The organism is Deltaproteobacteria bacterium, from assembly GCA_016177765.1.
Lineage (GTDB): Bacteria > UBA10199 > UBA10199 > JACPAL01 > JACOUP01 > JACOUP01.
Window position 1 is genome coordinate 15452 of sequence record JACOUP010000008.1, and the last position, 14842, is coordinate 30293.

At 54.3% G+C, this 14842-nt stretch carries 11 protein-coding genes; 6 read left to right on the forward strand and 5 right to left on the reverse strand.

Annotated elements, in window-relative coordinates:
- Positions 1–66: 66 nt before the first annotated feature.
- A complete protein-coding gene (locus tag HYS22_02535) occupies positions 67–1749 on the reverse strand; it encodes a hypothetical protein (protein MBI1909028.1) in 1683 nt (560 codons plus the stop codon).
- Between the two features lie 245 nt (positions 1750–1994).
- Here HYS22_02535 and HYS22_02540 point away from each other — a divergent pair, with 245 nt between their 5' ends.
- The 3 genes from HYS22_02540 (at position 1995) to HYS22_02550 (ending at position 6957) form a co-directional block, all read left to right on the forward strand.
- The gene (locus tag HYS22_02540) at positions 1995–3197 is read left to right on the forward strand and encodes a sodium:calcium antiporter (GenBank protein ID MBI1909029.1); all 1203 of its coding nucleotides are present in this window, start codon (positions 1995–1997) and stop codon (positions 3195–3197) included.
- Entirely contained in the window at positions 3198–4493 is a 1296-nt protein-coding gene (locus HYS22_02545) for a Glu/Leu/Phe/Val dehydrogenase (protein ID MBI1909030.1), read from the forward strand.
- A gap of 70 nt (positions 4494–4563) precedes the next feature.
- Positions 4564–6957 carry a sodium-translocating pyrophosphatase gene (locus HYS22_02550; GenBank protein ID MBI1909031.1) on the forward strand — a complete coding sequence of 798 codons (2394 nt, stop codon included), beginning with the start codon at positions 4564–4566 and terminating at the stop codon, positions 6955–6957.
- Here the strand turns inward: HYS22_02550 and HYS22_02555 are convergent.
- Positions 6954–7673 (reverse strand): hypothetical protein, encoded by a 720-nt coding sequence (locus tag HYS22_02555; GenBank protein MBI1909032.1) that lies wholly within the window; start codon positions 7671–7673, stop codon positions 6954–6956. The two genes, HYS22_02550 and HYS22_02555, sit on opposite strands and share 4 nt — an antisense overlap.
- Before the next feature lie 117 nt (positions 7674–7790).
- Here HYS22_02555 and HYS22_02560 point away from each other — a divergent pair, with 117 nt between their 5' ends.
- The 3 genes from HYS22_02560 to tatC are packed head-to-tail and all read left to right on the forward strand — an operon-like array spanning position 7791 to position 11295.
- The gene (locus tag HYS22_02560) at positions 7791–10358 is read left to right on the forward strand and encodes a PBP1A family penicillin-binding protein (GenBank protein ID MBI1909033.1); all 2568 of its coding nucleotides are present in this window, start codon (positions 7791–7793) and stop codon (positions 10356–10358) included.
- Between the two features lie 26 nt (positions 10359–10384).
- Positions 10385–10552, forward strand: a complete 168-nt coding sequence (locus tag HYS22_02565) for a twin-arginine translocase TatA/TatE family subunit (protein ID MBI1909034.1) — start codon at positions 10385–10387, stop codon at positions 10550–10552.
- Positions 10549–11295 carry a twin-arginine translocase subunit TatC gene (gene tatC, locus HYS22_02570; protein MBI1909035.1) on the forward strand — a complete coding sequence of 249 codons (747 nt, stop codon included), beginning with the start codon at positions 10549–10551 and terminating at the stop codon, positions 11293–11295. Before HYS22_02565 ends, tatC begins: the two co-directional genes overlap by 4 nt.
- Here the strand turns inward: tatC and HYS22_02575 are convergent.
- Genes HYS22_02575 through HYS22_02585 form a run of 3 tightly spaced genes read right to left on the reverse strand, consistent with a single transcriptional unit; the run spans position 11292 to position 14775 of the window.
- The gene (locus tag HYS22_02575; GenBank protein ID MBI1909036.1) at positions 11292–12824 is read right to left on the reverse strand and encodes a methylmalonyl-CoA mutase; all 1533 of its coding nucleotides are present in this window, start codon (positions 12822–12824) and stop codon (positions 11292–11294) included. The two genes, tatC and HYS22_02575, sit on opposite strands and share 4 nt — an antisense overlap.
- Positions 12821–13249, reverse strand: coding sequence for a biotin/lipoyl-binding protein (locus HYS22_02580; GenBank protein ID MBI1909037.1), 429 nt, complete (start codon positions 13247–13249; stop codon positions 12821–12823). Before HYS22_02580 ends, HYS22_02575 begins: the two co-directional genes overlap by 4 nt.
- Positions 13246–14775 carry an acetyl-CoA carboxylase biotin carboxylase subunit gene (locus HYS22_02585; protein MBI1909038.1) on the reverse strand — a complete coding sequence of 510 codons (1530 nt, stop codon included), beginning with the start codon at positions 14773–14775 and terminating at the stop codon, positions 13246–13248. The genes HYS22_02580 and HYS22_02585 overlap by 4 nt, the downstream gene beginning before the upstream one ends.
- Positions 14776–14842 lie beyond the last annotated feature (67 nt).

Sequence of the window (14842 nt, forward strand, 5' to 3'; positions counted from 1 at the left end):
TACAAAAAAATCCCCCCCGGGTTGCCCCGGGAGGGATTTGAGAAAAATCAGGCTTCTCTTAAGATCCTAGAGAGGCTGACAGGTGCCGGGTGTCGGAGGACTTGCTGAAGGCATCGCTCCGCTACATTTCAGACCGGTCACACAGTTGTTGTTTTCCATACAGGACATTCCCTGGGTTTGAGTGCCGCCGGACGCAGGGGGAGGCGTGGTGGTGCCACCAGTGGTACTACCACCGCAGTCGGCCGCGCAGGAATAGGAGGCCTCACCCAGGGCGGACTGACAGGTCCCGTCGCCGCAATACCCCTGTTGCATATTCCCCTGCAAGGTCTTACAATCCGGGGCATCCGGATTGGCGCACTTGGAACAGTCGGTGCCGGCCGGACAGGCCGCGGCGAAGGTAGTCCCAAAATCAACCCCCGGAGGAGGGATATACCCCTCTTTTTGACCGCAGGCAAAACCGACCGCCGACCCCATATTACAATTGTCAGGATTGTCTTTGCAGATCTCGGCCACCATAAAGATCATATCCTTTGCCTTGGGTCCGCAGTCTCCCAACGCTGGCGGGAGGGCATCAAACATCTTGCCCACCGTACCCGGCTTCATGTTCTTACAATTCCCTTTGTAGGATTCCGCGGCACCGGCCACTGTGGAAGGATCAAAATTCGCAAAATCGAAGGTCCCGTCATCCTTCTTTTTTGTATTGAGGACCCCTCCGATCTTTTTGACACACTCGGGGTCATCCGTGATCTCCTTCAGGTCGGCAATCGTGTCATAGGCGATCGCCGTCTTGGCCAGATTTTTACAGTATTCGTCGTTCTTCTTACACAAGGCGCAGTTGCTGTCGTCCTCCACTGTAAGCCCCTGGAGGGCCGAAACCTGCAGACCGGCACCACCGGCCCAGGCCGAAGCAAAGTTGTTTCCGATCGTGGTCACATCCCCCAACGTGGTGGCGTAAGAGGAATAGTTACTCGCCGCCTTTCCACTCACCTCCGGCGCCTTTTCCTGGGCGAGTGTCGCTATATTACTTCCAACACCGCTAAAATCGTTTTTGATAACCGCCTTCAGGGCATCGAAAGGACTAACCCCTCCCAACGAACCTTTGTTGGCAAAAAGGGCGGCCCCCATATCTCTGGCCATCGCACCAATAGCCCCCACGTTGCCGTCATCGACCGAGGGCGCCTTGTACTGCCACACCATCATCTTCATGTAACAGGCCGGATCAAAGTCGCTAATCTTGTCGTCGACATCGGGGCACTCAAAACCCGGGGTCACGCCGACCTTATCGAGCATCTGAATCGTGGCGAGGGCGGAGTTGACATCCGCATCCATCGTGATGGAGGTCGTCTCTCCGTTGACACTCACCTCGGCAAAGTTTCCATACCCTGATTCGGTGATAACAAAACCTTTGAAGGTGGTTGCCCCATCCGGAGCGACATTCGTTCCCGTCGCATCAATGGTGAACTTGCCATTGGTATCCGTTTCACCACTCCCGATCTCCGTCCCGTCAAACCGACAGATTTTTACCTTATCCCCAGCGACAACCCCGCCGGCGGCATCGGCTTTCGTACCAATCGTCATTGCCGAGAGACTCGCGCTGGTCGTCGGGGCACTGATGGTCCCGGTGATAGAAACGGTATCCGGAACATCACTGCTGGAACCACTCCCGCCGCACTTGACGAGACCAAAGGTCCCGGCAAGGATGGCGACGAAAAGAAAACCCCACTGTCTAAGGCCTGGTCTTTTGTTCATGATACCCCCCCTCAAGTTTATTTAAGGTTGATGATAACAAATATTTTGAAGATTAACAAAATAAATCCCGACCCCTTAAGTTTCTAACGTGCTCGCTTACGGAAGCAAACCTTGTGCCATTTTAGGATGACTGATTTTGTTAGGGATTCAGTAGAACCCTGTCAAAAAAACCGGGTCAGTTCAAACCCGGAGAGGGTTTGTTTTTACCCTTGTCAAAGAGGGATGGAATCTGTAAGAGGCACGCAATGTCTTCTCCCAGAAAAAATAATTTATTCCTCTTCGTCGTCGCCACCCTCTGTCTCCAGTGGATCCTCGTCAAGGGCTTGGGGATCCACCTGTCCCATCCCTGGTCTGCGTTGGCTCCGGGACTCGCGATCTTTGGGGCCGCCTTCATGCTCTCCTGGGGGGCGGAGCTGGCCCAGTTCGAAATCCCCCAATCGCTCGCCATCGCCTTTTTGGCCCTGGTTGCCGTCTTGCCGGAATATGCGGTCGATATGTATTTTGCCTGGGAGGCGGGGAAAAATCCGGAATATATCCATTACGCCACCGCCAACATGACCGGCGCGAATCGGCTCCTGATCGGAGTCGGTTGGGCGGCGGTCGTTTTTGCCTATTTCTTTAAGACAAAAAAGAGGGAAGTGGTCCTGGAACCGGTCAACCGCCTCGAACTTTTTGCCCTTTCGGTCGCCACGATTTATTGTTTTGTCATTCCGTTTAAGGGAGCGCTCTCCTGGGTCGATTCGATTTTCCTCCTGATGATCTTCGCCTGGTACATGTTTCAGGCGACACGGGCCCATCATGAAGAACCGGAGGTCGAAGGGCCGATCGTGGCCCTTGCCCGATGGCCGCGCGGGAAACGGATCCTGGCCACCCTCTTCTTCTTTCTCTTTTCCGGCTACACCATTTTTATTTCGGCAGAACCGTTCGCAGAGGGGCTTCTGGAAATGGGACGCTATTGGGGAATTGAAGAGTTCATTCTTGTCCAGTGGTTGGCCCCCCTGGCCTCTGAATCACCGGAATTTATTGTAGCGATCCTCTTTGCCCTGCGGGCCCGGGCCTCGGCCTCCATAGGGACACTCGTCTCCTCCAAGGTCAATCAATGGACCCTGCTTGTCGGGATGCTCCCTCTGGTCTACAATCTGTCGGCCGGTCACTGGGGCCCGATGGTCATGGATGCCCGCCAGTCGGAAGAGATCTTCCTGACCGCGGCACAATCGCTCTTTGCCATTGTCGTTATTGCGAATCTCCGCTTTTCCATTACGGAGGCGCTTCTGTTGTTTGTCCTCTTCGGCACACAACTTTTCTTCACATCAACAGAGGCCAGAAATATCTATGCCGTTGTCTATATCGTCCTCGCCATCGGCTGGGCCCTCATCGTAAAGGGAAACAGACAAGGTTTTTTCAAAATCGCGCGGGACGGTCTCCGTCATCCGAAAACTTTTGGGTAAATGGAAACTTATAATCACAACGGAAAACAGTCTGGTTCGGTCGAGTGGGACAGCGATCTTCTCCACGAGGTCCGGACCCAGTTTGAGCGGGTGGCCAAAAAAATCTCGCTCGACCCCAATATTTTTAACCGGCTCCGTGTCCCGGAACGGGCGCTGATCGTCTCCGTCCCTTTCCGGATGGATGATGGAACGGTCCGCGTGGTGCCTGGGTACCGCGTTCAACACAACGATTCCTTAGGCCCTTATAAAGGAGGGATCCGCTATCACACCAGCGTCAATCTGGGGGAAGTGACCGCCCTCGCGATGCTGATGACCTGGAAAACGGCGGTGGTCGGTCTTCCTCTCGGCGGGGCCAAAGGGGGTGTGCAGATCGACCCGACCCCCCTGTCGCGTCAGGAACTCCAACGGCTGACACGGCGTTATACCTCGGAGATTATTAATTTCATCGGCCCGGAGGTCGACATCCCCGCCCCCGACATGGGGACCAGCGAACAGGTGATGGCCTGGTTGATGGACACCTATAGCCATCAAAAAGGGTACTCCATTCCGGAGGTGGTGACCGGCAAACCGATCGCGATCGGCGGCTCCCTCGGCAGAAAAGAGGCCCCCGGTCGAGGGGTCATTTACTGTCTCCTGGCGGCGGCAGACAAACTCAAATTGAAATTGAACGACAAAACAACCCTCGCCATTCAGGGATTCGGTCAGGTCGGTTACGCGGCGGCGCGCAAGGCGGAAAAAATCGGTTGCCAGGTGATCGCCGTCTCCGACGTCAAAGGGGGAATCTACAACCCCAAAGGGTTCACTATCAGCAAATTGGTCGAATGGATCGGGAAGAACAGGTATCTGGAAGGGTATCCGGAGGCGGAACCGGTTTCCAACGAACAACTGCTCGAACTCCCCTGCACCGTTCTGATCCCCGCCGCCACAGGGGGGGTGATCACCAAAAAGAATGCCCCCCGCCTCCGTTGTCAGATCATGGCCGAAGGGGCGAACGGCCCGACCACCGATGAAGCGGACCAAATTATCAAAGAACGCGGAGATATTTACGTCATTCCGGATATTTTAGCCAACGCGGGCGGTGTGATCGTTTCCTACTTTGAGTGGGTCCAGGATCTGCAAAACTTCTTCTGGTCCGAAAAAGAGATCAATAAAAAACTCTGGGAGATGATGGGCCGCTCCTTCCACGAAACCTGGGACCTGGCCCAAAAGGAAAAAACCGACCTTCGGACCGCCTCTCTGATCCGGGCGATCCGCAAGATTTCATCCGCCATGCTCGTTCGTGGATTATTCCCGTAGAACAATTGACAAAACTTTTGATTTTCTCTAGATTCCCCCGACTTTGTCACCAATTATAAGGAGGAGACCTATGCTTTCATTGCTCATCGCCTTACTGGGCGTCATCGCTCCCGGTGTTGTTCTTGCCAGTGAAGCGGAGCTCCGTATCCCAGAGCTCACAAGTCAATTTATACTTTTTGGTTCGATGATCTCCGGCGTGACCCTGATGAAGTGGGGTCTCGTCGTTTCCGTCTTGGGGATGCTTTTCGGACTCCTGGAATTTTTAAAAATCAAAAAACTCCCGGCCCACCGTTCCATGCTGGAGATTTCCAGCCTGATCTACGAGACTTGCAAGACCTACCTCCTGCAACAGGGACGTTTTCTCATTTTGCTGGAGGCGTTGATCGGGGGGGCCATTTTTTACTATTTCTATGCCCTGCAACACCTCGAGTTGCCGCGGGTCCTGCTGATCCTCCTTTGGTCGATTCTGGGGATCCTGGGGTCCTACGCGGTAGCCTGGTTCGGAATCCGGATCAATACGCTCGCCAACAGCCGGACCGCCTTCGCCTCGCTGGAGGGGAAACCGTATCCGGTCATGTCGATCCCGCTCCGTTCCGGGATGTCGATCGGCGTGATGCTGATCTGCGTCGAACTGTTCATGATGATCTATATCCTGCTCTTTGTCCCGCGCGAGTCGGCCGGCGCCTGTTTCGTCGGTTTCGCGATCGGGGAATCGCTGGGGGCCTCCGCCCTCCGGATCTGCGGCGGAATTTTCACGAAGATCGCCGATATCGGGAGCGACCTGATGAAGATCGTCTTTAATATCAAGGAAGATGACGCCCGAAACCCGGGAGTTATTGCCGACTGCACGGGGGACAACGCGGGAGATTCCGTCGGCCCGACAGCAGACGGCTTCGAAACCTATGGCGTGACCGGCGTCGCGTTGATCAGCTTTATCGTTCTGGCCGTCGGGATGATGATGGGACCGGACGGAAAACTCTCTCTTTCCTCCACCGGCCTCGAGGTCCAGTCCAAGTTGATCGTCTGGATCTTTGCGATGCGCGTCTTGATGATCATCACCTCGATCGGTTCTTATAGTTTGAATACCTTTGTTTCCAAAATGCTTTACGGCAACAAGCCTCATTTTAACTTTGAGGCCCCTCTCACAAGCCTTGTCTGGCTCACCTCGATTTTATCGATCGGCGTCACCTACACCGTCAGTTATCTCCTCCTGCACGACATGGATGCAACGCTCTGGTGGAAACTGTCGACGATCATCAGTTGCGGCACGGCGGCCGGCGCATTGATCCCTGAATTCACCAAGATCTTCACCTCCGCCAAGTCAAAACATGTTTCGGAGATCGTCAATGCCTCGCGCGAAGGAGGGGCCTCGCTCACGATCCTTGCCGGTCTTGTCGCCGGCAACTTTAGCGCCTTCTGGAAAGGGATGGTGATGGTCGGCCTGATGTTGATCGCTTTCCTGACCAGCCTTTCCGGACTGGATGCCTACATGGTCTACCCTTCCGTCTTTGCCTTTGGGCTCGTCGCCTTCGGCTTTTTGGGGATGGGACCGGTCACCATCGCGGTAGACAGTTACGGCCCTGTCACCGACAATGCCCAATCGATCTTTGAGCTTTCCCAGATTGAGACAATCCCGAACGTCTCTTCAGAGATCGAAAAAGATTTCGGGTTTAGACCGGACTTTAACAAAGGAAAGGCCCTTCTGGAGGAAAACGATTCGGCCGGTAATACCTTTAAGGCAACCGCCAAACCGGTCTTAATCGGAACTGCCGTGATCGGGGCGACTACGATGATTTTCTCGATTATTCTCCTCCTCAATCTGAAGCTGGACCTTCTCAATCCAAAGGTCCTTTTGGGTCTGATCACCGGAGGGGCGGTTATCTACTGGTTCACCGGAGCCTCCATCCAGGCGGTCAGCACCGGGGCTTATCGGGCGGTTGAATTTATCAAAAAACATATCCGGCTCGAAAGTGCGGAGAGGGCCTCGGTGAAAGATTCCAAAGAGGTCGTGAAGATCTGCACCCAGTATGCCCAGAACGGCATGATCAATATTTTTGGGGTCATTTTTTCATTCACTTTGGCCTTCGCCTGCTTTGACCCGACCTTCTTTGCCAGCTACCTGATCGCCATTGCCGTTTTTGGCCTCTTTCAGGCGATATTTATGGCAAACGCCGGAGGGGCTTGGGACAACGCCAAGAAGGTTGTCGAGGTGGACTTGAGGGAAAAAGGGACGCCGCTCCATGCCGCAACCATTATCGGTGACACTGTCGGCGATCCGTACAAGGACACTTCGTCGGTCGCCTTGAACCCGATCATCAAGTTCACCACCCTCTTCGGCTTGTTGGCGGTGGAAATCGCGGTCTCCGCCAAGGATATCGCGCAGACGATCGGCACTGTTCTTTTCCTGGTCGGACTCTTTTTTGTCTGGCGTTCTTTTTACGGGATGCGAATCAAAAAAATCTAATACCCCGTCCTCGCCCCGGAAGGAACGGTCCCCCCTTGGACTGGTGCCGCCGGCAGGGCCGGTGCCATCGGCTGAGCTGGTACCATCGGCTGTGTTGATGAGGCGGGAGGCGGTGGAGGGGAGGGAGCGGGGGCCGTCACCAGTGGTGTGGGCTGCGGTAGTGTTGCCGGAGGAGCCATCGGTGTCGGACTTTGTGGCGCCGTGGCGGGGGGTGGCGGGGTGACCCGGATTGTTATCGGTCCGGGGGCCATGGAGGTCACGGACGGCGGTACGGCAGGTACCACAAGCGTTGGGCTCGGATTGGTCCTCGGGGCCGATTCTGGAGTTGTCACAACAGGGGAACCGGTCGGCACCAGAGGAACCGGAACTACCGGTGGTGATCCCGGAGGAAGGGTCCCGACAACAGGAGGGGTCGGCGCAGGGACCCCCTGTGGCACAGGGATGGTCGGCATGCTTTGCGGTGCAGGGACTCCCTGAGGAGGGGCCACCTCGGAGACGGGCGGTGGCGGCGGTACCTCAGCAGGGGCCGTAAAGCTGGTCACCGGAACCGGCTCAGTCGGCGGCACACCCTCGGGTGGAACACCCTCGGGTGAAGCACCCTCAACAACTCCTCCTTCTTGTTGTTTCTTTTCAAAGACGCAATTCGAAAGGGCCATCGCCAGGACCAAGACAAAACCTGCCAGAAAACTCACCCCACTCCGCCAATCCTCTTTCATGACCCCCTCCCCCAATAAAGTTGAACCGGGGTTTATAGTCCTTTACCAGAAAGAATCAAGCGGTTTTTTCCCCCTACTTGATGTCCCCCAACATTTATGTTAGAAGGGGCGCACCCCATGTCGTCCTCCTTGCCGCGCCTGAGTTTTTTCCAAAGACTGGACCGATTGGCCAAAATCCTGTTTGGGCTGACACTCCTTTCAACGATAGGCATCCTTGCCATCGGTCTCTATTTTTATCTCTATTTCTCGCGCGACCTTCCGAAACTGACCAGCATTACCGAATACAAACCCCCTCTCGTCAGCGAGGTCTACGCCGAAGATGGGCAGATGATCGGTGTCTTCTGGGATGAGTGCCGCACCCTTCTCCCCTACAAGGAGATCCCGGAATTGGTGATCAACGCCTTCGTTGCCAGTGAAGACTCCCGTTTCTGGGACCATCGCGGCGTCGATATCCGCAGTATCGTCAGGGCCTTTTATGAAAACCTCAAGGCGGGACATGTGGTCCAGGGGGGAAGCACCATCACCCAGCAGGTCGCCCGCTCCCTTCTCCTAACGCGGGAAAAGAAATTAGGGCGAAAAATCAAGGAGGCGATCCTCGCTACCCAGATCGAGCAACACCTCAGCAAAGAACAGATTCTTTTCTTATACCTAAACCAGATCTATCTGGGAAACCGGGCCTATGGGATCGAGGCGGCGGCAAGAAACTATTTTCATAAAAATGCCCGGGAGCTGACCTTGGCCGAAATCTCCATCATTGCCGGCCTCCCTTCAGCCCCCTCCTCATTCAACCCGATCATCTCGCCAAAACAGGCAAAAGAGAGACAGCAACATGTCTTGAACCAGATGGTGGACAACGGCTATGTCAAGAAAAAGGAGGCTGAGGCGGCCCTGAAGGAGCCTCTCAAGATCTACCGGGCCGGGATCGACAAGGAATTTAACAACCAGTACGCCCCTTACTTTACGGAGAACGTCCGGCGGGCCCTGATGGAGAAATACGGCAGCGACCTGATCTATCAAGGGGGCTTAAAGATCTACACCACCGCCGATCTCAAGGCAAACAAGGCGGCTGAAAAGGCGTTGAAGGACGGGCTCCGTTCCGTAGACCGGAGACAGGGGTTCCGCGGGCCGATCGAAACCGTCGCTCCCGCTCAAATCGGGGAGACTGCCGATCAGATCCATGCTGACATCGTTTCCCAGGAGGTTCCTTACGTGATGATCTCCGGTGACGGAGGGTTCGTGGAAACCGAAGAGATGCGTCACCCGACACTCAAGACCGATAAACCCTATAAAGCGGTGGTAACCGATACAGACCCGAAGTTTCTAAAAACCCTGATCGGTCATAAGAAGGGAATCATCCTGAATGAAGACAAGCAATGGGCCTGGCGGCCGCTCAAAAAGGGGGATCTCCTCTGGGTCCAGAAAAAAAATGCCAACCCGGATGATTCCTATTTTGTTCTAAGCCAGGAACCGAAGGTGGAAGGGGCCATTTTTTCCTATGAACCGGTAACTGGCAAGATCAGGGCGATCATCGGCGGGTATGATTTTGCCCGAAGTGAATTCAACCGGGCGACACAGGCTTACCGGCAACCGGGAAGCGCCTTCAAACCGATTATCTACAGCGCCGCGCTCGATAAAGGCTACTCTCCCAGAACCCCTGTCGTTGACGGTCCGGTCACATTTCAGGTCAGTTCCACCGAATTTTACAGCCCAAAAAATTATGGCAACAAGCATAATGGCCTGATGACTGTTCGAACGGCACTAGCCCATTCGGTCAACATCATCGCCGTTAAGATCTTCTACGATATCGGCGTCGATTACACGATCGCCTATGCCCGTAAACTGGGGATCACCACACCAATCCACCGCTATCTTTCCAGCGCCCTCGGCGCTTCCGATATCACCTTGCAGGATCTGACAACCGCCTATGGCACTTTTGCCAACCACGGTATCCGGCCCAAACTCTTCATGATCACAAAGGTCGTTGATCAAAACGGCAAGGTTCTGGAGCAATACCAGCCCCCTAAACAGCCCGAGGCTATTGTTATGGCCCAAGAGGGGTCCGAAGGGGATTCCCCGAAGGGGAAAAAACGGAAAAAGGAGGCCAACACCGAGGAACTGAACACACCCCTCTTTGAAGCCGGTAAAAAGGTCATTGAGAGGGAAAATCTGAAAATTTCCAACGAAGAGATGAAGATCCTTTACGGCACCAGCATCCCCGAGGGTTTTGCGATCTCCCCCCAAACAGCCCACCTGATGGTTAGTCTCCTCTCGGAGGTCGTCAACAGCGGCACCGGCTTCAAGGCGAAAGAGTTGAAACGTCCTGCCGCCGGGAAGACCGGAACCACCAACGATGAAACCGACTGCTGGTTCGTCGCCTTCACCCCGGACCTGCTTACCGGTGTCTGGATCGGTTATGACAACAAGAAAAAACTGGGGGAAAAGATGACCGGAGGTGTTATTGCCGCCCCTGTCTGGCTCTCCTATATGCAGGAGGTCCTGAAGGATAAACCGGTTGCTTCCTTTGAACCTCCCAAGGGATTCGAGGTGGCCAAGATCGATACCCTGATGGGTGGTTCAGCCCCCTTGAGCAAGAAACAGGAGGTCGCGGAATCGACACCGGAAGCGGCCGCGGCAGAAAAAGAGACCTCATCCTCCCGCGGGATTGAATTTTTATTTGGGTATTAATGAGGAGGAGTAAATGAGGAATAAAAATGTTTGATCTTGGCGGCGGCGAAATAACCTTGGTCCTGATCCTGGCCCTGATCTTCATCGGGCCCAAGAGACTCCCTGAAATAGCAACAACCCTCGGCCGCTGGACGAAGAAGGCCAAAAAAGCGGTGGAAGATCTCCGCGAGGCCCTGGAAAAGGAAATCAAATGAATGGCGAATTACCGGAACTGGAGGCCAAGGCGGGCATTCTGGAACATCTAACCCAACTCCGGGTCTGCCTCATCCGCTCCTTCATGGCCCTCTTGGCCTCGCTCGTGGTCACACTCTATTTTTCAAAGCAGATCTATTCCCTCCTGGAAAGACCGATGCTTAAGGCCTTGCCAAGCGGGAGCAGTTTTATCGTGACCGGTCCGGTGGAGGCGATCACGAGCTACCTCAAGGTGTCCCTGATTGCCGGGATCTTTCTCGCCTCCCCGTTTGTCTTTTACCAGATCTGGAAATTCGTGGCCCCCGGACTTTATAACAGGGAGCGGAAGGGGGCGATCGGTTTTGTCCTGACCGCCAGCCTCCTTTTTATCGGCGGGGCCTCGTTTGGTTATTTTGTGGTTTTCCCGGCCGGTTTTCCCTTCTTCGTCAGCATCCTCGAAGGGACCGGTATTCAATATTTCCCCCGCATGGAGAGCTATCTTGATTTTACGGTCAAACTGCTCCTCGGTTTTGGGCTCGCTTTTCTCTTCCCGCTTTTTCTCTTCGTCCTGGCAAAGATCGGGTTGGTCACTCCTCAGCAATTGTCAAAAGCCAGACGTTATGTAGTCGTTCTTGTCTTTCTATTGGCCGGACTCCTCACCCCGGGACCGGATATCCTCTCCCAGTGTCTGCTCGCCATTCCGTTACTCGCGTTGTATGAGATTGCCCTGCTGGTGATCAGGTTTCTTTGGGTGAAGCACCCTTAGACGACAATATTTTCCCGATAAAGCCCAAAGACCTTTCTTAAACTATCCGAGATCTCCCCCAAGGTTGCCTGATTCCCAACCGCCTCCAAGACAAGAGGCATCAGATTTTCACCACCCCTCGCACCTTCTTCTAATTCTTTAATAACTTTGTTTATCTTTTTGTTATTTCTTTGTTTTTTATACGCTATTACCTTTGCTTTCTGCCTTTTCTCAATAGAGGGGTCGATCTTATGCAGGGGCATCTCCTTCTTGTCATCGTCACAAAATTCGTTCACCCCGACAAGGACCTGTCTTTTGGCCTCCACCTCTTTTTGATAATCAAAAGCGGCATTCTGGATCTCTTTCTGCACAAACCCTTTTTCGATCGCCGGGATCATCCCCCCCATTTTCTCCACCTTGTCGAAATAGACCTTCGCCCCTTTTTCAATCTCATCAGTCATGGACTCGATCGCATAAGAACCAGCCACCGGGTCAACCGTGTTGGGGACCCCCGATTCATGCGCAATGATCTGCTGGGTCCGAAGGGCAATCCGGGCCGACTCCTCCGTCGGCAATGCCAACGCCTCATCAAACGAGTTGGTATGGAGGGACTGTGTCCCTCCGAGTATGGCGGCCAACGCCTGAAGGGTCACCCGGGCAATATTATTTTTAGGTTGTTGCGCCGTCAGGGAGACGCCGGCGGTCTGGCTGTGAAAACGGAGTTTGAGTGAATCCTCCTTCTGCGCCTTGTACCGCTCCTTCATGATTTTGGCCCAGAGCCTTCTCGCCGCCCGAAATTTGGCAATCTCTTCCAGAAAATTGTTGTGAACTCCGAAAAAAAACGAAATTTGCGGGGCGATAGCATCCACCTGCAAACCGGCGGCGATCGCCGCATCCAGATAGGTCATCCCGTCCAAAAGGGTAAAAGCCACCTCCTGCACCGCCGTACATCCCGCCTCCCTCATATGGTAACCGGAAACACTGATGACATTCCAGTTGGGGAGATTTTTCTGACAGTCGGTAAAAAGATCGGTGATCAGACGAAGCGACGGTTTGACAGGATAAATATAGGTCCCGCGGGCGATGTATTCCTTCAAAATATCATTCTGCACCGTCCCCCGTAGCGCTGTCAGCAGGACTCCCTGTTTTTCAGCAACAACCCTATAAAGACAGAGAAGAATCATCGCCGTCGCATTGATCGTCATGGATGTGGAAACCTTGTCCAGCGGGATGCCGGAAAAGAGGGTTTCCATATCCTCGACCGAGTCGATCGCCACCCCGACCCGCCCCACCTCTCCCTTCGCCATCGGGTGGTCGGAGTCGTACCCCATTTGGGTTGGCAGGTCGAAGGCAACCGAAAGTCCGGTCTGTCCGTGGGCGAGTAGATACTTGAACCGCTTGTTGGTCTCCTCCGCCGTCCCGAAACCGGCGTATTGCCTCATGGTCCAGAGCCGGCCACGATACATTGTCGGCTGAACTCCACGCGTGAAAGGGAATTGGCCCGGAAAGCCAAGGGTTTCCAGATAATCTTTCTCTTCTCTTTCACTCATTCAATCACCACCAGACCCTGCCCCGCCTCGACCGTTTGTCCTTGTTTGACAAGAATTTCTTTAACCGTACCGGAGACGCTTGTCTGGAGTTCATTCTCCATCTTCATCGCCTCAACGACAACCAAGCTGTCCCCCGGTTTGACCGCTTGCCCCACCTGAACCTTGATCCCGATCACCCTTCCCGGCATCGGAGAAACGACAACCTCGTTACCAGAAGCAGCTTGAGATGAAGACTCCCCGTTGGCCCTCTCCGATCCAACCGGAATCAGGTAAGGGTGATCCACCCAACCGTCAATCTCGACAACAAAACCCTGTTTTTCTTTGCGGACAAAAACCTCGTAAGATTTTCCATCCACAAGCAGGGAGTAATGTCCCGGACCCAAAACTCTGTAGTCAATAGAGGGGCTCGCCTGGTTATTACTCATCGGAGTCCCTCTTGCAAAGAGATGGTCTTCCAACGAGACTCCGCCCCCTCGCTCCTCTCCTCCTTAAGAAGAGAAGTCTTCTGATGAATCTCCACCGCGATTTTTGCGATCTCCTCCAACCCTTGGCGCCTTTCCCTCTTCAATTCAAAAATGTTTCGTTCGATCCAACCGGTATCGTATCTCCCCTTCAGAAAATCGGGGTGTTCGAGAATCCGTTTATGAAAAGAGATATTCGTCTTGATCCCGATGATTTCGTATTCCTTCAAGGCACGCCGCATCCTCTGTATCGCCTCCTGCCGTGTCCTTCCCCAGGTGATCAGTTTGGCGATCATCGGGTCGTAGTAGACGGAGATTTCACAGCCCGGGTAAACGGCCGAATCGACGCGAACACCGGGTCCTTCAGGGTTACGCAGATGGGTGATCTTTCCCGGTGAAGGGAGGAAATCGTGATCCGGATCTTCGGCGTAGATACGACATTCCATTGCGTAACCATGTAGGGGCAGACCCATGTGTCTGCCCTTCCCAGATGGGCGAACACGTGGGTTCGCCCCTACAATTTCTGACAATTTTCCCCCCGCCGCAATCTCGATCTGGGCCCGTACCAGATCAAGCCCGGTCACCATCTCTGTCACTGGATGTTCCACCTGCAGACGGGCGTTCACCTCCAAAAAATAGAATTTTTGATTCTTATCGACAAGACATTCCACCGTCCCCGCCCCGTAATAACCAGCCGCCTTTCCAAGCTGGATCGCCGCTTTGATCATCGCCTGCCTCGTTTTCTCAGAAATAAACGGCGAGGGAGACTCTTCAATAATCTTCTGGTGCCTCCTTTGAACCGAACACTCCCTCTCCCCAAGACAAATGATGTTCCCTTTTTTATCCCCCAAGATCTGCAATTCTACATGGTGCGGGTTCTCAATATATTTTTCCATGTAAAGAGAACCGTCTCTAAAAGACTGTGCTGCTTCAGAGCTGGCGAGACGGAAGGCGGACTCCATCTCCTCAACCCGATTTACCCGACGCATCCCCTTGCCTCCCCCCCCTGCCCTCGCCTTGAGGATCACCGGGTATTTCATCAAAGCCGCTTCCCGCTTGGCTTCAACCGCATCCTGGAGAACAGCCAGGAGACCGGGAACAGAAGGAACCTTGGCCTTTTTGGCCAATTCCCTGGCCGCCAGCTTGTCTCCCGAAGCGGCCATCGCCTTTGGGGAAGGGCCGATGAAGACAATCCCCTCTTCCTGACACCGCTCAGCAAAGTCGGCGTTCTCGGACAGAAAACCGTAGCCGGGGTGGATCGCCTCCACACCCGCTTTTTTGGCCACCGCCAGAATTTTATCAATATCGAGATAGCTCTCGCGCGCCGGAGCCGGTCCCAAAAGATAGGCCTCCTCTGCAAACCGGACAGGGAGAGAAAGGCGATCCGCCTCCGAATAGACCGCTACCGTTTGGATCCCCAACTCCCGGCAGGTCCGGATCACCCTGAGGGCAATCTCTCCACGGTTGGCGATAAGAATTTTTTTGAACATGTAGGGGCGGCCCCATGTGGCCGCCCGGGCAGACACATAGGTCTGCCCCTACGTAACAAAAAGGAGT